Below are 20,641 nucleotides of genomic sequence, written 5' to 3' on the forward strand. Positions count from 1 at the left end.
AGCTGATTCTCCCAGCCTCTTTCTTTATATCACATTTTTCGCCACAATTTTAATATGTTCCGGTGCGATAATTTCCGTTATACTTTCTTGAAAATCTTCATGCAACAGTTCTTCAATATGCTCTAACTGCACTTCCACATGTGTGCATTCTAAATTATGTATGTTTAATAGTGCATAATGGTCTTTTTTCTTAATTACTAAATATTGATTTTCTTCTGTTACGAGTACAGAACCCAATCGTACTCCTAGTAGACGTTGATCATCAAACTTCACAATCACTTCCCCTTTCCATCTGCAAATGTAATTACTATGTAAAAATCAAATTTTAGGAAAATATCCTTTTATAGACTATATCATAATTTACTAAAATATAAATATCATATTTTCTTTCAATAAAAATCCCGATTTTTTTATATTTCGATACAAAAAACTTTCTCAACATAGAAACACGATTTTTTAGTTTTTTCGTCTCTGAAAATCTATTATAATAAGGCTAATAAATGATTGACCTCTCCTAATTCATGTACATATGGATGATCAGTAGTATTTGCTACTGATCTATTTTTTGTTTTCTATTACTAACAAAAAACACGCTAGCAATTAAAGAACTAGCGTGTTTCTAAACTTTATATTATTCTACAGTTTTAGGTTTACGGAAAATACCCATTAGACCAGCAATTAACAGTAAAATATCTGGTAGTAAATATACAACCGATATACAAATAGCTCCACCAATTAATTTCATTTATTTATAAACATCCGCAGCCAGTTCCCTCAGCACCTCTACATTCATCACTTCAAAGCAACCATTATTTCTTTTTATAATCTCTTTATCACAAAGGGTATTTAATGTGCGCAATAAATGCCGATAACTCGTTCCTAACAATTCAGCTGTTTCCGTTAAATTCCCATTAAATACAATTCTATTTCCATGCTGAACCGCTCTTTCCCCCGCTGCTAACATGTAACTAGCAAGTCGATTTTCAAGCGGATATAATAAATTAATTGTACTATTTTTTGAAAGTCTGTTTAATTTGTGAGCTAATGATCCACAAATACATCTTAAAAATTTCGCATCATGAAATAATTGGTTTCTAACTTTCCCTAAAGGCAAGCCAACACAATACGAATCTGCCATTACTTGTACGTTTGAAGTAATCTTTTGAGAGTGAATTAATTCTACATCCCCTAGCAACTGCAAACTATCATAAAAACATAGCAATACAGATTTCCCATTACTTAATGTGTTAAATGCTTTCGCTTTTCCCTCAACAAAAAAATACAAATAATCTATATCCTCATTTTCCCTACATATGAATTCATTCTTTTTAAAAAATAATAGCTCCATATAAGGCTTCATATCGTTACTAAAAAATGAATCAATTTTATTTTGTTTCATATAATCTGCTAGCTTACTAGAATTACATACCTTTTTCATAATCCCCCGCCTTTACCACTCATCCCCATTGTAATCAAAATTTTCTTCTTTCACTATGACATATGTCATAGTAATACACAATTTCAGCATGATACAGTCATTACAAATATGAAATATAAAGGGGACATCACATTGTATAACTTTCTTTCTGTCTTTATAGGTGCACTTATCGCAATTATGATTCCTTTAAACGGAATCTTATCCGAAATTATAGGGAATTATACAGCAAGCGTTGTCATTCACCTCGTTGGCTTAGTAGCAGTTGTTATCGTTTTAATCATTAACAAAAATAAAATTCTTTTTGAGAAAGGTATTCCGCTTTATTTATACAGCGCTGGGGCCATTGGGGTTTTCACTGTTCTTTTTAGTAATATAAGCTTCTCCGCCCTTGGTGCTTCCATTACGATTGCATTAAGCTTACTCGGACAGTCCATTGCTTCTATTGTTATAGATCATTATGGGCTATTAGGAATGAAGGTTGCGAAGTTTGAAAAGAAAAAGTTGATTGGATTATTGTTCATTTCTTCTGGAATTGTTGTCATGACTATTTTTTAATGGGGGTAAAAAAATGTTATATATTTGTATCGCTATTTTAGTTGGGGTTTCTATCGTTGTTGCCAGAATTATTAATGCGAATTTAGCAACAAAAATAGGAATTTGGGAAGGCACTTTCTTCAATTATATTACCGGGTTATTTTTCTCTGCATTATTTTTGATTTTCAGTACAGACTCTTTGTATATATCTAGTCACACATTGCAATCCATTCCCTTCGCTGTATATTTAGGTGGCTTAGTAGGTGTTATCGTCATTGTATTATCAAACTATATTACTCCAAAAATATCAGCATTTTACTTAACGTTACTCATCTTTATCGGACAATTATTTATGGGGACTGTTATAGATTTCTTACTATCAAACGAACTCTCAATTGGCAAAATTGTTGGTGGAATTTTAGTATTACTTGGTCTTACTTACAATTTACTTGTTGATCGTCCAATTAAAACCGTGAAGAATAACCATGTTCAATTATAGCCCTATTAGGTCATGATAGTTTCTTCACTATTAGTAGAATATACACGTTCTCTTATCATATATATTAATATAGAACCTATTTAGTTCGAATTCATAGAGAGGAGACAATCCTATTAAAAAAATAATTTTACTACTCAGTAGCGTATTGATTATTTTTGGAATCGTATGGTTTTTAAACTCTGGAAAATCTATTCAAGATCTATATACATCTAGCAAGCCCAAAAAGAAAGCTACTATTATTTCAACGCAAAGAGACCCAAATGCGCCTCCTGTTTTTTTAGGAAAACAAGAAATAAAAGATATTCATGTAGAGTCAATTAAAACGAAAAAATCTATCTTTCTTACAAAAACAGATGAACTAAAAACGTTTATTAATAGTATGGACACAGCAAAAAAAGGCGATTTAACGCTAGATGAAGAAGGTTCTGATTTAGTAGATTGTAACATGTGGATTACTTTTCAAGATGGGACTTATAAACAATATTTAATTTGGATAGTAGATAACAACAGTAGTGAAGTTATGATTGCCCACCAAAACACTCCTGATGACTTAAATCTTACTTATTATCAATTAAATGAGGGCAATTCGCAAAAAGTATATAACTTATTCAAGAAAATCATTTAATAATGCATGTAAAAAAGTCATGAGCTAACGAGCCCATGACTTTTTTATATACAATATCACAAATACTCCGGGAACACTTTACAGCCTTTTTCCTGCTCTATATCATGTCCAAAGAAAATAATCGGATTCTCTTTCATAACTACTTCTTTTAAACGTTTTATTGAAGATAAAGCTAAATCCGGATCAAATCCAGCAAACGGCACTTCATCTTCAAAGTTTTCTTTCGTATATGATGCATCAATCGTTAGTAACACTGGACCTGATTTTTCCGTCTCAATTAATAGTGACTGATGCCCTGGCGAATGTCCCGGTGTATACAATAATTGAACACCTGGTACTACTTCATAATCCCCTTCAATAATTTTGTAGTTTAAATTCGGTAATATACATTCTTTCAAATATTCTTCTCTATGCTGCGCCGCCTCATATTCAGCACGCTGTACAATAATAGGTGTATTCGTAAAAGCGCCATTTCCTCCCGCATGATCAAAATGCAAGTGAGAGCTAATAATATAAAGTAGATCTTCCGGCTCATATCCAACGCGTTTTAAAATATTCACGATTCTATCCTCTTCAGTCATTTTCGGTAAAATCTGCCCTTCAACAAATGTACCGTTAAAAAGACCTTCATTATTAACCGCACTTTCTGGCATACCTGTATCTACTAAAATAGGCCCTTCTTCCGTCTCCAAAAGATAACACCAAACCGGCAAGTCTAATAGTTTCCCTGGAGTTAAAATACTGTTAACAGACGAATGATCCAACATACAACGACCTGCTGGGACGAAATAAAGCTTCTTTACTGTCATTATGTATCCACCTTTACATTTAATTTGAGATAAAATAACACAGTAAAAAATTCTGCTTTTTAGAAACAAACTCCTTCCCCCTTTCATACCAGCATAAATAAAAAAGATTGTACTTTTTTACATAATGGCATTTCACCATCTATAATAAAAGAGTAAATGACTCTTACTTTAATGGAGGGAATAGAAATGAAAGCAATTGGTTTACATGAATACTTACCTATTGAAGAAGAAAACAGTTTGATTGATGTTGAAGTTGAAAAACCTGTTGCTACAGGAAGAGATATGCTCGTTAAAGTTAACGCGATTTCCGTTAACCCAGTTGATACAAAAGTTCGCTCACCGAAAGATAAAAAAGAAGACATACCGAAAATACTCGGCTGGGATGCTAGTGGTATTGTCGTACAAACTGGCGAAGGTTGTACATTATTTAAAGAAGGCGATGAAGTATTTTACGCTGGAAGTATTACGAGACAAGGTACATATAGTGAATACCATTTAGTTGATGAAAGAATTGTTGGTAAAAAACCAAAAACTTTAACTGACGCTGAATCTGCAGCACTTCCTTTAACTGCTATTACAGCGTGGGAAGGTTTGTTTGAACGTTTAGGGATAGATTATAATAAGAAAGATGAGAATTCATTTAAAAATATTTTAATTATCGGCGGAGCTGGTGGTGTTGGCTCAATTGCTATTCAATTAGCTAAATGGGCTGGACTGAATGTAATCACAACCGCATCCCGCAGTGAAACGATACACTGGGTTGAAAAATTCGGTGCCGATTATATAGTTAACCATCACCAACCTTTAAAAGATCAAATATTAGAATTTGGGCTAAAAGATGTAGATTATATCTTCTGCTTAAACAATACAGATCAACATTGGCACGCGATCGGTGATATCATTAAACCACAAGGAAAAATTTGCTCTATCGTAGAAAATGAACACCCTCTTGAGATGGGGATTTTAAAAAGTAAAAGTGCTACATTCGTTTGGGAGTTTATGTTTACAAAAGCGATGTATGAAACTGGTGATATGATTACGCAGCACGAACTTTTAAATAAAGTGAGCGAACTATTAGATGAAGGTATTCTTCAAACAACTTTAAACGATACGCTAACACCGATCAATGCAGAAAACCTTAAAAAGGCACATGCATTGCTTGAGAGTGGACGTACAATTGGGAAGATTGTATTAGAGGAATTTTAATTATGTAACACATTTTTAAACAGTACAACAGTAATTAAAATTATATAGGCGATTTTCAGTATATATCGATTTACCGACAAAAACTGACAACTCTAATATTCTTATAATAAAAAGATGCTGTCCCAAATATTTTTTGGACAGCATCTTTTTCATTCTCTCTATTTACTTGAAACCTCTTGATCATTTTGAACGTCTAACGGAACACGTTTCCCTATTCCGAAAGCATAGAAACTAATTGTTACGATAGCTAAGAAAACAATACCTACAATTAGTGAAATGCGAGTATCATCGTTAAACCACATACCGATTAACACCATAATTAAAAAGGCAATCGTTAAATAGTTTGTAACAGGAGCAAATGGCATTTTGAATGGATGATCTTTCATCGCTTCTCCCTTTTCTTTTCTAAAACGAATTTGACTAATTAAAATAACAAACCATGGTACCATACCAGGAAGGACACTTGCACTATATACATATACGAATAAGTTTTTTGGTGCAATATAACTTAAAACAACACCAACCGCTAAACCGATAATCACACCAACTGTACCGAATAAAGGTACACCGTTACTAGAAACCTTCGTAAAGTATTTCGGTGCTTGTCCATTTACACCTAACGTATAAAGCATACGTCCAGCACTATAAATACCACTATTACAACCAGACATTGCCGCTGTAATAACAACGAAGTTAATAAGTCCAGCTGCTGCCGTAATACCAACCTTCGCAAAAGTTGCGACGAATGGACTACCAATTGAACTTAATTGATCCCAAGGATACACCGTTACAATCACGAAAATAGCACCAATATAGAAAATTAAAATACGCCAAATTGTACTTTGAATAGCTCTTGTAAGTGTCTTCTTCGGATCTTTCGCTTCACCAGCAGTGATCCCGATTAATTCCACACCTTGATATGCCCCAACTACAAGTGATAATGCAAAGAAGAATCCTGAAAAACCACCTGTAAAGAAACCGCCATTTTTCCATAGATTAGATATACCGATTGCTTCTCCTCCGTTCCCAATTCCGAAGAAAATGAGACCGAATCCAGCAATAATCATTAATAATATCGTAACGATTTTAATCATTGCAAACCAAAATTCAAATTCACCGAATGACTTAACCGAAATTAAGTTAGCAGCCCCAAGAATAACCATTGCGATAACACCTGGTATCCAAGCTGGTAAATCCGGGAACCAATATTGCATATACGCTCCAACCGCGATAATCTCTGACATTCCAACGATAACCCACTGGAACCAGTTACTCCACGCTGTCATATAACCTGCTAACGGGTGTATATACTTATGACCGAACGTCGCAAATGAACCTGTACTTGGCTCCATATACAACATTTCTCCCATGGCACGCATGATGAAGAAGATAAAAATACCTGCAATTGCATATGCAAGCATTACTGACGGACCTGTCCATTTAATCGTGCTGGCTGACCCCATAAACAAACCAACACCAATCGTTCCGCCTAACGCAATCATTTGAATATGACGTGCTTCTAAACCTCGTTTCAATTCTTTGTTTGCCACTTCACTTCCCCCTCTTAGATGATTCATAGCCGCATTTTAAAACAAGATGCTGTACCCCAATTCCTCTTTGGTCTGAAAATGATGAGGCGAGTATCATTTTTAGCGCACTTAAAAGTTATTCTTTACTTTTTATTAAGTCGTAAAAGCCTCTTCATTTTCCTCCCTTTGTACAATTGTAAAATTGCTTATTTTATAATAATTCATTTATCTGAAAAATACAATTACTTTTTCTGGTAGATTGTTATATGCAAATCGAATACAATCCATTACTATATTAGTAACTAAAAACATAAATTCAATATTATTGAAAAATAAAGGTTTTTTTCCAAAAATTATCTATTAAATAATAAACTATTGTAACGCATTTTTATTCAACAAAACCTTAATTATCTCTCCTCTGTAAACTCCTTTTCGTTTCGCTAACTTTATCCCTGCACGTTGTTTTTCTTTAATTATTTCTCAAAGGACCTGCTCATTCATTATAAAAACATAAAGTAATGTAAAACCGTTAAAACAAAAGAGTGAAACAATAATTCCCCCTTTTACGTAAAGAAGGAATTATTATGGGATATGGTGGTGGTTGCGATGGATTCAGCTGCTAAAAAAAGACACTCTTATGAGTGTCTTTTTTTATGCATTCATTTTAAATTGTAATACTACTTATATTATTTTAAGTATTACCGTCCTAGGTTTCGCTACATATCCATCAGGCTAATAAATTCAAATAACCCGAAACGAGAAGATTGACATCTCCAACAGAAAGATTTGATATCTTTATAACCTCATATATATCTCCCCATCCATATGGATAGGGGGTACATATATAGCATCATTCTTTACTTAATACTTTCTAATTCCCATTGGTGATAATTACCCGGTGAAGTTGTATGCTCAGATCTTAAAACACGCTCACCAGCACCCACAAGCGGGGCAATACCATTATCTGCAACAGAACTAGTCCACTGATTTTCTCTAGATGTTATATAAGTAGAATCAGATTTTATATAGAAGCTCTTCTGATTAGGAATTTTGTCTAATTTAATAGCAGATCTATTCTGTTCAGTATCTAACCAGCTATAATCATAACCGTTTCCAAAGTTTAAATACTGGTAATTACTATGGCTACTATTCGTAAACTTAAGAAATACTTCTTCATCTTTTTTGAATGGTTCTTCAGGTTTAGATTTTCCTTTTCTTTCAATCAATACTGGTGTTGCTTGAATGTCTGGTCCATGTATTGCTTGTTGGATAGGACCGAGTCTCAATCCGTCCCAATTATTCCCCTTAAGTGAAAAGTGTACATATCTCCCATTAATTGATTGATTTAAAGTACCGGCAGACCAAGATTCCTGTACACCTTCATAAAAGCGAGCAGATGACTTCAAATAGTACTTTTTACCTTCTACTATAGGTTCTCCAGAATTATCTACTACTAATTTATCGATAGCTTCTAGATAGCTTTTATTTGAAACAAGAGGTGTGAAGACTTCAGTTTTATTGTCTTTTGCATCAATGAGTTCAAACTTTGCCTGATATTCTCCAAGAGATGCACGGTTTACTGCTATGTCTACAGGCTCATTTTCTTTAGATTCATACACATTTGAATTCTGATTTCGAACTAACGTTACCTTTTGGCTCTCACCTTTTTTATTTCGAACCGTAACAAATATTTCTTCACCCAAATTAAATATCCCTGGTATAACCGATGCGTAAATCTTTTTCTTGCTATAATCATAACTGCTATATGATAGAGTTGGTCGTAGTGCACGATTATCAAAGAAACCAAGGTTCTTACCTCGTTCTAAAAGAGTCCGACTTGGACCATAACGAACTCGTTCTTCGTTTAGGCGACCATTTACTATATAATTCGCTACCCAACCTTTATCAGCTATCCCAGTATGTGCAAAGAATTCGTCTAGTGAAAGATTATGATTAATGTTAGCAGGCTTTTCCTTGCCCGTTCTTGGTGTATAGATTCTATATTTCGGTATAGAACCGTAGTTTGTTTCTACCAATGTAGTAGAAGCATTTACATTTGATGCAAAATGCGACCAATCTCCTAAATTTACAAATTGTCCATCTTTCATTGTATACACATTCATCGTACTAGTAGGCAAGACTTCAATAGAAAGTGGTGCCCCTTGTTCTACCGCTTTTAATTCATCCAGTGTTAAGGAAATTTTCACATCCGCTTGACCTTCTATACTATCCATTAGAATTTCAGTTTTATTATTTCCACCTTTTGCTGTAGTTAACAAGTTGGCTTTATAACGATCTTGTGTTGCCTTTACAGTATTAATAATTTTATTTCCTAATCGAATGTTAAAGTGCGGTGAAACATCTCCAGCAGATGCAGTACCCGTATTTTTATATTCTAGATGAAGCCTCACATTTGCTGCCTTAGATGAATCAACAGTGGTTGCTGTCGACCAGTCAAAGCTATTAGAGATGCTTTCTGTTTCCGTTTTTGTATTTGAATAACCATACCCCACATTTATCGATCCCTTACCCGATGGTACAGGACCCGCTGCTGATCCTTCAGCGCCACCTTCACCAGCTAAGCCAACATTAAAAGAATGTTGTACAGATAAGCTTTTTTCCCAAGTCTTAGTACGTGACTCACCATTTGAGTCTGTAATACTAGCAACAGGAGTAATATCAATACGTTTTACAGCAATTTGTAGATTTGGTACATTCGCGATCATAGGGTTAAAATCTATATCAGAATCACTATCATAATGCTCCACTTCATAGCTATCTGTAAAAGGGTCTCCATCTGAGTTTGCACTCTTAGGATTTGTTATAAATCTCTTTTTTCCAAAGTCTTGCACTAGGTCATATAACTGGGCTTCATTTTTCCCTGTCTTTTCATTAAATACAATTTTAAATCCTTTTTCTTCCACATCATTAGGAATACCATCTTCGTCCCAATCATTATTTTCCTGAGGCTCTTCCATAATCATGACTCCCTTTTTTCCAGAATCGCCATAGATAATATTCTGTCCTTCCTTTAAATTTGTATCTTCTTTAAAGGTTTCTACTTTTCCGTCTTGTTCAGGCTTTGTTTCAGCTAAAGCAGGGGCTGTTATCGTCAATGCCATAGTTAAACTACTTACTGCACCAAGTATTGGCTTTAATCTTTTCATCTTAGTTTTCCTCCATATTTCCTATACGTGTTTGAACATCTACTAGTAAGATTGATTTCATAATATCTAACAAGTCTTTCATTTCTCTTTCGCAAATGTTACAAAAGTCTTTCACAAATCTTTTTTTACTTTATCGATATAACGAGTTCCGTTGCAGAATTTCTTAACACATAGAAAGATGAGAAAATTGCAGAAACAAATTTTATAATCATATCCTAACCAAACAAAAAGGAAGAAGAAATTTTCTATGCTTGCTCCCTGTTTTACTTTGCTATTTAATAAAATTTAAATATGATAGATGACAAAAATAAAAGGAACACTACTTTTTTTAAAGTTGTGTTCCTTTTATTGATAAACGATTTAATTATAAAAGATAAAATCCCTATAATTACACATGCGATTCTGCTTAAGAATTGTCCCAGTTCCGCTGTTTCTCCTAAAATAAAGAAATTAAAATATAATTACCTTCAATACAGTCATCTTATTATGTATATCTTTCAATTCACTTTCGTAAATGTTACAAAAGACCTTCAACCGTCTCATTTCTTCTCTGATGTAACAGGAAGAGTAAACCAAAATTCACATCCCTGTTTCCCGTCTTGGCGATCCCGAACACCAATTTGTCCTTTATGCAGTTCAACTAGCGATTTTGCAATGGCTAAACCAAGCCCAGAACCTCCGGATTGTGAACTTCTTGATGGATCCGTTCTAAAGAAACGGTCAAATATACGCAATTGATCATCTGGAGAAATCCCTTCTCCTTCATCACACAAAGTGAATTGAACTTGCTGCTTCTGTTTATTTTCCTCTACAATTAATTCGATTGCTCCACATGTAGGAGAATGCCGAATCGCGTTATGCAACAAATTATTAATAACTCGAGCTATTTTACATGGCATAATCCAAATTCGTGGTAATGTCTCAGAAACGTGCAATTGCAAATCAATCTCTTTATCTTGCAATAAGATATCATGTGAATCTATTACTTTTAATAGAATACTATCTACATGTATTAAACTTGGATGAAAAACTTCTTGTCCAAGTTCTAACTTAGAAAGGTCAAATAAATCATTAATTAATCCACTTAATCGTTGTATATCATTTAGGATTGTCTTTAAATATTGTTGTTTCATATCAGGGTCTTCAATTAATCCATCTTGTAACGCTTCTATCATCAATTGTATGCTAGCCATGGGTGTTCGTAAGTCGTGGGAAATATTCGCAATCAGCTCTGTACGTGCTTTTTCTCCTTTTTCTAATTTAGCAAAGCTTTCGTCTAACTTTTTGGCCATTTCTTGAAAAGCTTCCGCTAATTCTTTAAACTCTTCCGGTTCTTTCCCTATTATGTACATCGTTCCAAATTGTCTATCACTAAATTGTTTGGTTAAGGCAATTAAATTTTGAATAGATCTCATAATAGGACGTGTCATTAACCAATAAATAATCGTAGAAATAATCATGGCTACAATTACAATTACTATTAATAATCGTGTCTGTTCTGGTCTAAGTAACATTTGCCTTTCACTGTACCATATAGAAATTACCATGATACCCGTGCTTAATAAATTCATCAATAAAAGTTGATATCGTAATTTCATTTATCGTTTCCTCCATCTGGTTCGAAACAATAACCGATGCCCCAGACCGTATGAACCCAACGGTTCTTTGTTGTATGCTTCTCCAACTTCTCACGTAAACGACTCATTAATACAGTTACTGCATTTGTGCAGCCCTCATACTCAAATCCCCAAATTTGTTCAAGAAGTTGAGACCGTGAAAACACCTGTTTAGGATGCTTTGCCATGAGATAAAGCACCTCAAACTCTTTCACCGTTAGCTCTATTTCATATTGACAAACAAATACACGTCTTTTTGTTGGATCAATTTTCAAATCTAGAAACTCTATCATTCCTGATGCAGACTCTATTCCTTGAATTGTTACTTGACTTCCTCTTCTTAATATAATTTGTACCCTTAATACTAATTCACGAGGTGAAAAGGGTTTTGTTACATAATCATCCGCTCCCATTGTTAATCCTAAAATCCGCTCTCTTTCTTCTCCTCTCGCGGTTAACATAATAATCGGCACATTGGAATGTTGGCGAATTTCCTCACATAGTTCCCATCCATCTTTTCCTGGCATCATCAAATCTAAAATAATTAAATCTGGTTGAAATTGTTGAAATACATTCCATCCTTCTGTTCCGTTCACAGCAGTGTATACTTCATACCCTTCTCTTTCTAAGTACCGTTTACATATCTCTCGTATACTATCTTCATCTTCTATAATTGCAATTCTTGTTTTCATACATTAAGTCTCCTCGGTTCCTTCATCAATGGCGATTGATATAAAATCAATATGCGTAAGTTCATATTAGTTTATATACATTGCATTTTCCTTTCAAAAATATAACAAAACCCTTTCACAAATATCATAAAAAATTATCACTCAAGTAAAAAAGTTTCTTTTTCAATAGCTGAGAAAAAGAAACTTTTCACTTTTTAGATATACATGTAACTTAACCTAAATGGTATTTAGAGCAACCTTCTTTTCCCTAAATTAATTTTTTATCTTCCGTTACATTATGAATTATCAATCTAACTTTTTAAGTGAATTTTGAAAGGAGCCTCTTACTTCTATGCATAAAATATAACGTCTACTGAAACTAGGAGTTGTACTTCAAATTCAAGTTACATTATCCCTATTAAATCCATTTTTCTTTGCCAGATCAAATTACTTCAGACCACCTATGTTTCTACAAGATAATAGCTTGATCTTTCATTTTCAGAGATTTATTTGCTAGTTATGATTACATGCTATTTGCACTAACATCACCAACTGAGTCACCGTTATAAATTGGAAAAAACAGAGTAACAGTAGTTCCTTTCCCAACTTGGCTCTTTATACTTATTTTTCCACCATGACTTTCAATAATTCGGTAACTCATCATGAGCCCAACACCCGTCCCCTTTTCTTTTGTACTATAAAAAGGTTCACCTAGTCTTTTAATTCTTTCTGAAGGAATACCTACTCCTTTATCTAAAATACAAATCTTAACCTCGGTACTATTATGTTTTTTCACGCTAATGATGATTTCTTGACCATTTTGTATAGCCTCAATAGAATTTTGTAAAATACTATAGAAAACTTGTTTTAGTTGAATTTCGCAACACTCAACCAATAAGTTTTCAACATCCATATTTAATGCAATACGAATATTCTTCATAATTGCTTGTGTACTTATTAAGTCGACTACATTATCTAATATAGTACAAAGGTTTTTGGGTTCAAATACTGCAGCATTCGGTTTTGCAATAGATAAAAATTCTTGAATAACTTTTTCTATACTACTGATTTCAGAAAGTATTAGGCTTAAATATTCTTTATCCTTCCCTACTTCCTGTTGCAATAATTGCATGAACCCTTTAATTACTGTTAATGGGTTACGAACTTTATGAGCAATCCCAGCTGCCAATTGCCCTACTGCATTAAGGGTATCTGATTTCTTTAATAATTCCGTCGTTATTGTACGCTCTGTAATATCACGTACAATAATCATAATTTTATCCTCAAAAAGCGGTAAAAGTCTTGCTTCAAAATAATAAATTTCATCATCTAGTTGTAGAGAATAATCTATTAATACAGGAGCGGATGAAGTTTTTATTTGATTAATAGCCTTCTCAAATTGCTTTATGATAGGAACTGGTAATATCTCTTGGAATTTCTTCCCTATAAATTCTTCAATTGGAACATAAAATTTGGATATAGCATTAACTTTACAATCCTTAATGGTCCCATCAAGTTCTGACAAAAAATACAAATCAGGAATTGCTTTAAAAATTAATTCTAGTTCAGTCGAGGTTTGTTTAAGTTTTTCTTCCATCCTCTTACGCTTAGTTATATCAATTCCAATTGCTCCAATACTCCATCCTAAATTTGGAATACTATGTAAAATGTTTGACCACATAATAGTTTTTATCTCTCCACTTTTACATGTTATATTCACCTCCCAATCTCTAGATTCGTGACCATTATGCAACAACTCGTTACATAACTGATTTCTATAAGGTTTATGAGGGTGTAGCAATTCCATCATTTTGGGATTGTTAATTATTTCATCTGCATTATATCCAGTTACTAATTCACATTCCCGATTCCACATAATAATATTTCCTTTTTCATCAATAGCATTAATCATAATCGGCATATTTTGTAATACACTGCCTAAACAATTTTCTTCATGATTTGTTATCGTCTTTATTTGTGAATCTTTTTCATGAAATTTTTTAAGGTGTAATTGTTGTGTTGCCATCTCTTCAATTAGATTTGCAATGCATTTAAAATGTGTTATATGAGAATCTGCAATAACCTCTTTATTAATACTTGTTCCTATAACAAAGGTTGCTATATGCTCCTGCTCAATAATGATGGGAATATGCATTTCTTGGGGCAATTGGATTTTCTGATTATGAAAAAAAGGGTCACCTTTGGAAAATATAACATTTTGATTATTATCAAGGAGACAGAATGGAACTTTAGTTAAATTATAAAATTGCTCTGTTATATTCTTAAACTCATTTATATTTATAAGATCTTTAAGTGTGTATTTCACTATTTAACCCATCTCCTTTATATTTACTATATCTTTAAGACTCCCCATATAAATTTTCCAACTAGAAGCAATAAACAATTACCTATTACAATGATGATCTTGTTCTGAAATACCATAGGATCCACCGCGTACTTGTATAGAGTAATAAAATATAAAAAGACCGCAAAGCTTTCATAAAAAACGCTCCGTGGCCTTATACTTTCTTGTTTCACCTAAATAAAAATCAATTGTATTTCTTTCTAAATCAACGGCACGCTATAAGTAAACTTATTATCCTCTTACTTTTATATAAACTATTTAATTCTAAATCGTACTGATAAACCTAGTTTATAATCATCGTACAAACAAAAAACAATCGATATTTCCCTATTATCCTTACTAAGTCGCTTACCGTTTACAACATAATACTTAGCTGATGGTATCAACATTTACAAACTAAGCAATTACTGATAACGTTGTAATCTAAAACGTTATACCGTTGCATCATACCTGCCATCTTAAAATGAGCATAAATATCTGATTAATAATGTTCTCATTAAAAAGCTAGCGGTTTACTCATACTTTTCCCCTTCATCATTAGATTCATAACATGAGTATGTCCAAGTTTAATAACACATTTTTAATGATTCACAATTTTTATTCACCGAATTTTTTTGCCCCCTCCTAAAGACATTTTTTTCATGCTCTCCTCCGTAATATAAGACTATTTAGACAACAAAAATAGTTTTTGTAACTTTTGTAACTGATTTTGTAATTAATGAAACCAAACATAAGGCAGACGCAAAGTATACATAAACCAAACATAAACCAAATACAAACCAAATATAAACCAAATATCAGTTTTTTGGATAAAACCTTATTTCAAACCTCCTCCATCTACAAATCTGTTTAAAAATATGAATTTAGTATTTTATTTACAATCTACTCGACCTATTTTTATACAGCAAACATTCCATTACACTCCCACATGACGACTATATTCACAATTTATTGGAGATGATAAAAAAACAGTTGCTAAAGAAATCTCTTGTTCAATAAATAAATTTTGTAAAACTGTAGTATTAAAAATTATCAACATGAATGATAATTTTTATAAAAAAGAGAGTCTCATTTTTCAATGAGACTCTCTTTTCTCTTTATATATTTAAACAGAATTTTCAGCTCTATCATTCAAAATAAATACTCGAGTGAAAACTACCATAATTACTACAATATCTAAAAAATATAGAGGCATGACTACTAATGAACCTGTATGAAGCTGGCTCATTCCCCAAATCGTCATCGTCACTATTATATAATAGCCTAGGCTAAACAATGCACCGGCTGTGCCAATGACATCTTGAAAATCTACTAACGCTAAGCTTAGACAGTTAGGTAACGCTACCCCAATTCCTAGTAGCAATATAAACATCGCTACTAAAAATCCAATCATATATAGTATGTTTGGATTTGATCCAACAGAAGTAATAACAGATAAAATGACTGCTCCTCCTGTCATTACAATACAACCTATATATATGATTTTCCCCGGTTTATAAATAGGTAGTAACCGTTTTGAAACTTTCGCCCCAATAATAGAGGCAGACGCAACTACAATTCCTAGAAATCCGTACATACTAGGTGATAACTGAAAGTACTCAATAAAGCTAAACGGCGCTTCTGCATAATAGCTAAATACAACACCACGTAACATTACAAGAGTTACGTGGTATGCAAACTATGATATATTAAATTTTCACTGATTGTTCTTCTTGATAGATAATTTCACCATCAATAATTGTTGTTTCTACTTTTAAATCTTTAATTTGATTTGGATTGACACTTAAAATGCTGTCACTTAATATAACTAAATCCGCCAACTTTCCGACCTCTATGCTTCCTTTTATCTCTTCTTCAAAACTCGCATAAGCGCCATTCCAGGTGTATAGTTTAATAGCTTCCATTACGCTTATAGATTGATTAGCACCAACCTCCATTCCAGACTGGCTTTTTCTATTGACAGCAACATGAATTCCTAATAAAGGATTATAGTCAGTAACTGGTGCATCCGAACTACCTGCTGCAATGATGCCACGATCAATAAAATCACGAGCAGCGTACATGTGATTCACACGATCACCATAATGCCGGACATATATCTCTCCAAATTCATATGGAAATGGAGGATTTGGAATTGGAACCATCTCTAGTTTTTTCATTCTCTCTTGTAAATCCGGTGAAGAAATTCCCGCGTGCTCGATTCGATGACGATGATTTTTTCTTGGTGATTCCTCTAGCGCCCTTTCTACACAATTTAAATACATTTCAATAGCTTTATCACCTTGTGCATGTACAGTGATTTGATAACCTTTTTTATGCGCTTCACCTAAAACCTTATAGATTTCTTCCTCACTATAATAAAGAATACCGTAATTGTTAGGGTCACTTGAATATGACTTACGGGTTGCAATTGTAGGGCCAGTGCTACTCCCATCTGTAAATAATTTAGCCGGTCCAACTTTGAATCTCTCATCTCCGGTACCAGTTACTACACCAGCTTCGATCATTTTATTAACAAATTCATGAGAGTTATTTATTTGACATATCATTGCATATATTCGGACACGAATATCCCTACTCTTCACAGCTCGTTGTAGTAAACGAAAACTCTCAGGTCCATCTCCACCTGCGTCATGTATACTTGTTATGCCAGCTGCAACGAAATGATCTGATGCGATTTTCACAGCCTTCATCATTTCACTTTCTGTATAACTTGCAACCTCGCTCATTCTCATATTTGCTGCTTCAATTAACTTTCCTGTAAGCCTTCCTTCCTGATTTTTTTCAATAACTCCCCCACTCGGATCCGGTGTGTTCTCGTTAATTTGCGCAATTTCTAATGCTTTGCTGTTCACCACGCTTATGTGGTGGCAAGTACGAGTTATAATAATAGGGTGTTCAACTGAAATTTCATCCAGCTCAGTAATTGTTGGATAACGCTTTTCCTTCACAGCTGTTTCATTAAAGCCCCAAGCACGTATCCATTCACCTTTTGGCGTCTCTGATGCCTTCTTTTTCAGATCATCTAACAAAGCCTCGATAGAATCAATATGTTCAACTTTACAACTGATAGCCAACTGATTTAGTCCATAAGAAATGAGATGAAGATGGGAATCAATGAATCCAGGAAGAAGCGTTTTTCCTTGCAAGTCAATTACATCCGTTTTTTCTCCTATAAAACTCTTAACCTCCTGATTCGAACCAACAACTGCGATGCGATTATCTTTTATTGCTACAGCTTCGACTACTGCATTCTTTTGGTCGACTGTAATAACTTCTCCATTTATCAAGACAACATCAGCTTTCATAAACTCAACCCTTTCGGAATTACCCTTTTCGAGTAATTCATTCAGTATTTAAAATTACATCTCTCAATAGGACCTTCCGCGTTTTAACAAATTAAAGTTGAGCTAAACACTCTTTTATGGTTTTAACGATAAAAGTAAAATCTTCCTCTGTAATGCTTAATGGAGGTGCAAGCTGCAAAATATTATTGTAACCTGCAACAGTGTCACCATTTTTACCAATTATCAGACCTTTTTCTTTACAAGAATTAATGACTTTGTTCACCTTTTCAATGGCAGCCGGTTCTTTTGTTTGCTTATCTTCCACTAGTTCAATACCTAAAAGAAGGCCCTTTCCGCGAACATCTCCTACGTTTGGAAGCTCTTTTACATCCTCTAGTTCATATAACAGTCGTTCACCCAATTCTTTGGAACGTTCAATGAGTTTCTCATTCTCCATAATTTCCAAATTCTTCAAAGCCAAGGCGCAAGCAGCAGGATTTCCCCCGAACGTATTCACATGGCGGAAGCGATCATAATCTTCACTGCCTATGTATGCCTCATAAACCTCTCGTCTGACTGCTGTTGCTGACAAAGGAAGATACGCACTTGTAATGCCTTTTGCCATTGTAATGATATCTGGTTTGACGCCATAATTCATAAATCCAAACGGCTTCCCTGTCCGGCCAAATCCACATATAACTTCATCACAAATGAGCAACGCACCGTGCTTCTCGCAAATTTCTTTTACTTTTGCCATATATCCATCAGGAGGCATTAAAATGCCGCCCCCGGTGATAATTGGCTCCATAATCATGCCGGCTACTGTTTGGCTTAACTCCCATGTCATGACGCGATCGATTTCATCAGCACTTGCCAGTGTATGAACATCATCTGGATTACGATACGTATCAGGCGGTGCTACATGCAGAAATCCTTGCCCCAATGGTTCATATTTATACTTTCGCTGTGCTTGACCTGTTGCTGCAAGAGCCCCCATTGAGTTACCGTGGTAAGCGCGATAGCGTGAAATAAACTTATAGCGTCCATGATCACCTTTTTGTTGATGATATTGACGAGCAATTTTAAACGCTGTTTCGTTCGCTTCCGATCCACTGTTAGAAAAGAAAATGACGTATTCATCATCAAGCCATTCATTCAATTTTTCTGCTAATTTAATAGCAGGAACATGACTTTGTGTCAGAGGGAAATACGGCATTTCTTCAAGCTGTTCAAAAGCCGCTCTTGCAAGCTCTTTTCGGCCATATCCAACATTCACGCACCAAAGACCAGACATACCGTCTAAATAACGGTTTCCATCAATATCCGTCACCCATGCTCCTTCTGCTTTTGTGATAATTAAATTCGTTGGACTAGGGGCCGCTCCTCTCATCGCATGCCAAAGGTACTTTTCATCTGCTTGTTTCAAACTTTGTGTTTGTTCTGTCGCTTGCACAATCACCAACTCCATTCTATCTTTTTATGATTTCACATAAATTTTTTAATAACGAGCCGTAAGCATTTTCTTGCGAGTATAGAATTCCACGCCATCTTTTCCATTTGCATGGAGATCACCATAGAAAGATTTCTTATAACCAGAGAATGGGAAGAATGCCATTGGAGCGGGAACTCCAAGATTAACCCCAAGCATACCTGCATCAATTTCTTCACGGAATTCACGAATAGCTTTTGCGCTATTCGTGTACAGGCATGCACCATTTGCGAATGGTGATGCATTAGCAACATGAATCGCTTCCATTAAGTTTTTTACGCGTACAACAGAAAGAACCGGTGCGAAAATTTCATCTTTCCAGATTTTCATTTCCTGTGTCACATTGTCAAAAATCGTTGGGCCAACAAAATAACCTCGGTCGTTTGCTGCATCATCTTCACGTCCATCACGAATAAGTGTCGCTCCCTGCTCTACACCAGATTGAATGTATCCGAGTGTTCGCTCTTTATGTCCTTCGCGAATAACGGGGCCAAGGAAAACATCTTCTTCCACTACAACAACAGCCGCCGCCATGCATCGTTCACCGGCTGAACCAAAGGCAGCATTTGTAATTTCTTTCGCTGCAGAACTAAGGTCCGCATCTTTTAATACGATCGAATGATTTTTTGCTCCTGCAAGAGCTTGTACACGTTTGCCATTAGCTGCTGCTGTTTTATAAATATACTCAGCGACTGGTTGAGAACCAACGAAAGATACAGCCTTCACATCCTCATTGTCAAGAATGCCATTAACGACGTCATGTGCACCATGCACAACATTTAGTACTCCATCTGGAAGACCTGCTTCTTTAAATAGTTCGGCTATACGATTAGCCAATAACGGTGTTCTTTCAGATGGTTTTAATACAAACGTATTTCCACATGCAATCGCAAGTGGAAACATCCAACATGGAACCATCATCGGAAAATTAAATGGCGTTATTCCTGCGATTACTCCGATCGGATAACGATACATCCCTGATTCAACACCTGTAGCAATATCGGGAAGTTGCTCTCCCATCATTAAAGTGGGTGCACCTGCGGCAAATTCAACACATTCAATCCCTCGCTGTACTTCACCGTAAGCTTCTTTATAACTTTTTCCGTTTTCCAAGGTAACGAGTTTAGCTAACTCTTCCCAGTTTTCAATCAATAGCTGTTGATAGCGAAATAGAATTCGAGCACGCCTAGGCACAGCAACCTTTCTCCATGTTTGGAATGCTTCTTTCGCAGTTGCTACAGCTCTATCTAAATCTTCTTTAGTCGAAAGAGGTACACGAGCAATAATCTCTCCTGTTGCTGGATTTGGTACATCTTCAACATGCTTACTTGTGGATTCTATCCATTGTCCGCCAATATAATTTTTCAATGTTTGTACATTTTTCGTTACTACCATGGTGAAACCTC

The 20,641-nt window shown here is 34.7% G+C and carries 15 protein-coding genes and 2 pseudogenes; 4 read left to right on the top strand and 13 right to left on the bottom strand.

The annotated features are described in order from the left end of the window. Window positions 1-24: 24 nt before the first annotated feature. Window positions 25-273 carry a hypothetical protein gene (locus VK90_RS25140; protein ID WP_025150487.1) on the bottom strand — a complete coding sequence of 83 codons (249 nt, stop codon included), beginning with the start codon at window positions 271-273 and terminating at the stop codon, window positions 25-27. 472 nt (window positions 274-745) lie between these two features. Continuing rightward, window positions 746-1,438 carry a cyclic nucleotide-binding domain-containing protein gene (locus tag VK90_RS25145; protein ID WP_048376133.1) on the bottom strand — a complete coding sequence of 231 codons (693 nt, stop codon included), beginning with the start codon at window positions 1,436-1,438 and terminating at the stop codon, window positions 746-748. A 108-nt stretch (window positions 1,439-1,546) separates the two neighbouring features. Here VK90_RS25145 and VK90_RS25150 point away from each other — a divergent pair, with 108 nt between their 5' ends. The 3 genes from VK90_RS25150 (at window position 1,547) to VK90_RS25160 (ending at window position 3,096) form a co-directional block, all read left to right on the top strand. Further along, the gene (locus VK90_RS25150; protein ID WP_025150483.1) at window positions 1,547-1,993 is read left to right on the top strand and encodes a DMT family transporter; all 447 of its coding nucleotides are present in this window, start codon (window positions 1,547-1,549) and stop codon (window positions 1,991-1,993) included. A gap of 13 nt (window positions 1,994-2,006) precedes the next feature. Further along, window positions 2,007-2,471, top strand: a complete 465-nt coding sequence (locus tag VK90_RS25155) for a DMT family transporter (protein ID WP_025150482.1) — start codon at window positions 2,007-2,009, stop codon at window positions 2,469-2,471. Window positions 2,472-2,616: 145 nt separating this feature from the next. After that, complete coding sequence (locus tag VK90_RS25160; protein ID WP_048376136.1) at window positions 2,617-3,096, top strand: hypothetical protein; 480 nt, start codon at window positions 2,617-2,619, stop codon at window positions 3,094-3,096. Between the two features lie 56 nt (window positions 3,097-3,152). Here the strand turns inward: VK90_RS25160 and aiiA are convergent, their stop codons facing one another. After that, window positions 3,153-3,905 (bottom strand): quorum-quenching N-acyl homoserine lactonase AiiA, encoded by a 753-nt coding sequence (gene aiiA, locus VK90_RS25165; RefSeq protein ID WP_048376138.1) that lies wholly within the window; start codon window positions 3,903-3,905, stop codon window positions 3,153-3,155. Between the two features lie 186 nt (window positions 3,906-4,091). Between aiiA and VK90_RS25170 the strand changes: the two genes are divergently transcribed. Further along, window positions 4,092-5,111: a zinc-binding alcohol dehydrogenase family protein gene (locus VK90_RS25170; RefSeq protein ID WP_048376140.1), complete on the top strand. Its 1,020-nt coding sequence runs from the start codon at window positions 4,092-4,094 to the stop codon at window positions 5,109-5,111. Between the two features lie 158 nt (window positions 5,112-5,269). Here the strand turns inward: VK90_RS25170 and VK90_RS25175 are convergent, their stop codons facing one another. From VK90_RS25175 to VK90_RS25215, 10 genes and pseudogenes are all read right to left on the bottom strand, one after another. Then, complete coding sequence (locus VK90_RS25175) at window positions 5,270-6,661, bottom strand: amino acid permease (RefSeq protein WP_048376142.1); 1,392 nt, start codon at window positions 6,659-6,661, stop codon at window positions 5,270-5,272. Window positions 6,662-7,042: 381 nt separating this feature from the next. After that, window positions 7,043-7,120, bottom strand: a pseudogene (locus VK90_RS31500) (recombinase family protein); the annotation flags it as partial. Between the two features lie 377 nt (window positions 7,121-7,497). Further along, window positions 7,498-9,807, bottom strand: coding sequence for a binary toxin-like calcium binding domain-containing protein (locus tag VK90_RS25180; RefSeq protein ID WP_048376145.1), 2,310 nt, complete (start codon window positions 9,805-9,807; stop codon window positions 7,498-7,500). A 539-nt stretch (window positions 9,808-10,346) separates the two neighbouring features. Beyond that, entirely contained in the window at window positions 10,347-11,405 is a 1,059-nt protein-coding gene (locus tag VK90_RS25185; protein WP_025150476.1) for a sensor histidine kinase, read from the bottom strand. Next, the gene (locus VK90_RS25190; RefSeq protein WP_002172765.1) at window positions 11,402-12,115 is read right to left on the bottom strand and encodes a response regulator transcription factor; all 714 of its coding nucleotides are present in this window, start codon (window positions 12,113-12,115) and stop codon (window positions 11,402-11,404) included. Before VK90_RS25190 ends, VK90_RS25185 begins: the two co-directional genes overlap by 4 nt. Window positions 12,116-12,617: 502 nt before the next feature. Beyond that, on the bottom strand, window positions 12,618-14,420 hold the full coding sequence (locus tag VK90_RS25195) for an ATP-binding protein (RefSeq protein ID WP_048376147.1): 1,803 nt from the start codon (window positions 14,418-14,420) through the stop codon (window positions 12,618-12,620). Window positions 14,421-15,564: 1,144 nt separating this feature from the next. Next, window positions 15,565-16,104, bottom strand: a pseudogene (locus tag VK90_RS25200) (multidrug effflux MFS transporter); the annotation flags it as partial. Between the two features lie 43 nt (window positions 16,105-16,147). Further along, window positions 16,148-17,767 (bottom strand): amidohydrolase, encoded by a 1,620-nt coding sequence (locus tag VK90_RS25205; protein WP_048376149.1) that lies wholly within the window; start codon window positions 17,765-17,767, stop codon window positions 16,148-16,150. 91 nt (window positions 17,768-17,858) lie between these two features. Then, window positions 17,859-19,214, bottom strand: coding sequence for an aspartate aminotransferase family protein (locus VK90_RS25210; protein ID WP_197088231.1), 1,356 nt, complete (start codon window positions 19,212-19,214; stop codon window positions 17,859-17,861). Window positions 19,215-19,244: 30 nt separating this feature from the next. Further along, the gene (locus VK90_RS25215; RefSeq protein WP_048376152.1) at window positions 19,245-20,630 is read right to left on the bottom strand and encodes a CoA-acylating methylmalonate-semialdehyde dehydrogenase; all 1,386 of its coding nucleotides are present in this window, start codon (window positions 20,628-20,630) and stop codon (window positions 19,245-19,247) included. Window positions 20,631-20,641 lie beyond the last annotated feature (11 nt).

Source organism: Bacillus sp. LK2 (assembly GCF_001043575.1).
GTDB lineage: Bacteria > Bacillota > Bacilli > Bacillales > Bacillaceae_G > Bacillus_A > Bacillus_A paramycoides.

Bases quoted from the DNA above. Each gene is read 5' to 3' on its own strand.
- VK90_RS25145 (WP_048376133.1), bottom strand. From the start codon at position 1,438: ATGAAAAAGGTATGTAATTCTAGTAAGCTAGCAGATTATATGAAACAA.
- VK90_RS25150 (WP_025150483.1), top strand. From the start codon at position 1,547: ATGAAATATAAAGGGGACATCACATTGTATAACTTTCTTTCTGTCTTT.
- VK90_RS25155 (WP_025150482.1), top strand. From the start codon at position 2,007: ATGTTATATATTTGTATCGCTATTTTAGTTGGGGTTTCTATCGTTGTT.
- aiiA (WP_048376138.1), bottom strand. From the start codon at position 3,905: ATGACAGTAAAGAAGCTTTATTTCGTCCCAGCAGGTCGTTGTATGTTG.
- VK90_RS25170 (WP_048376140.1), top strand. From the start codon at position 4,092: ATGAAAGCAATTGGTTTACATGAATACTTACCTATTGAAGAAGAAAAC.
- VK90_RS25180 (WP_048376145.1), bottom strand. From the start codon at position 9,807: ATGAAAAGATTAAAGCCAATACTTGGTGCAGTAAGTAGTTTAACTATG.
- VK90_RS25185 (WP_025150476.1), bottom strand. From the start codon at position 11,405: ATGAAATTACGATATCAACTTTTATTGATGAATTTATTAAGCACGGGT.
- VK90_RS25190 (WP_002172765.1), bottom strand. From the start codon at position 12,115: ATGAAAACAAGAATTGCAATTATAGAAGATGAAGATAGTATACGAGAG.
- VK90_RS25205 (WP_048376149.1), bottom strand. From the start codon at position 17,767: ATGAAAGCTGATGTTGTCTTGATAAATGGAGAAGTTATTACAGTCGAC.
- VK90_RS25210 (WP_197088231.1), bottom strand. From the start codon at position 19,214: ATGGAGTTGGTGATTGTGCAAGCGACAGAACAAACACAAAGTTTGAAA.
- VK90_RS25215 (WP_048376152.1), bottom strand. From the start codon at position 20,630: ATGGTAGTAACGAAAAATGTACAAACATTGAAAAATTATATTGGCGGA.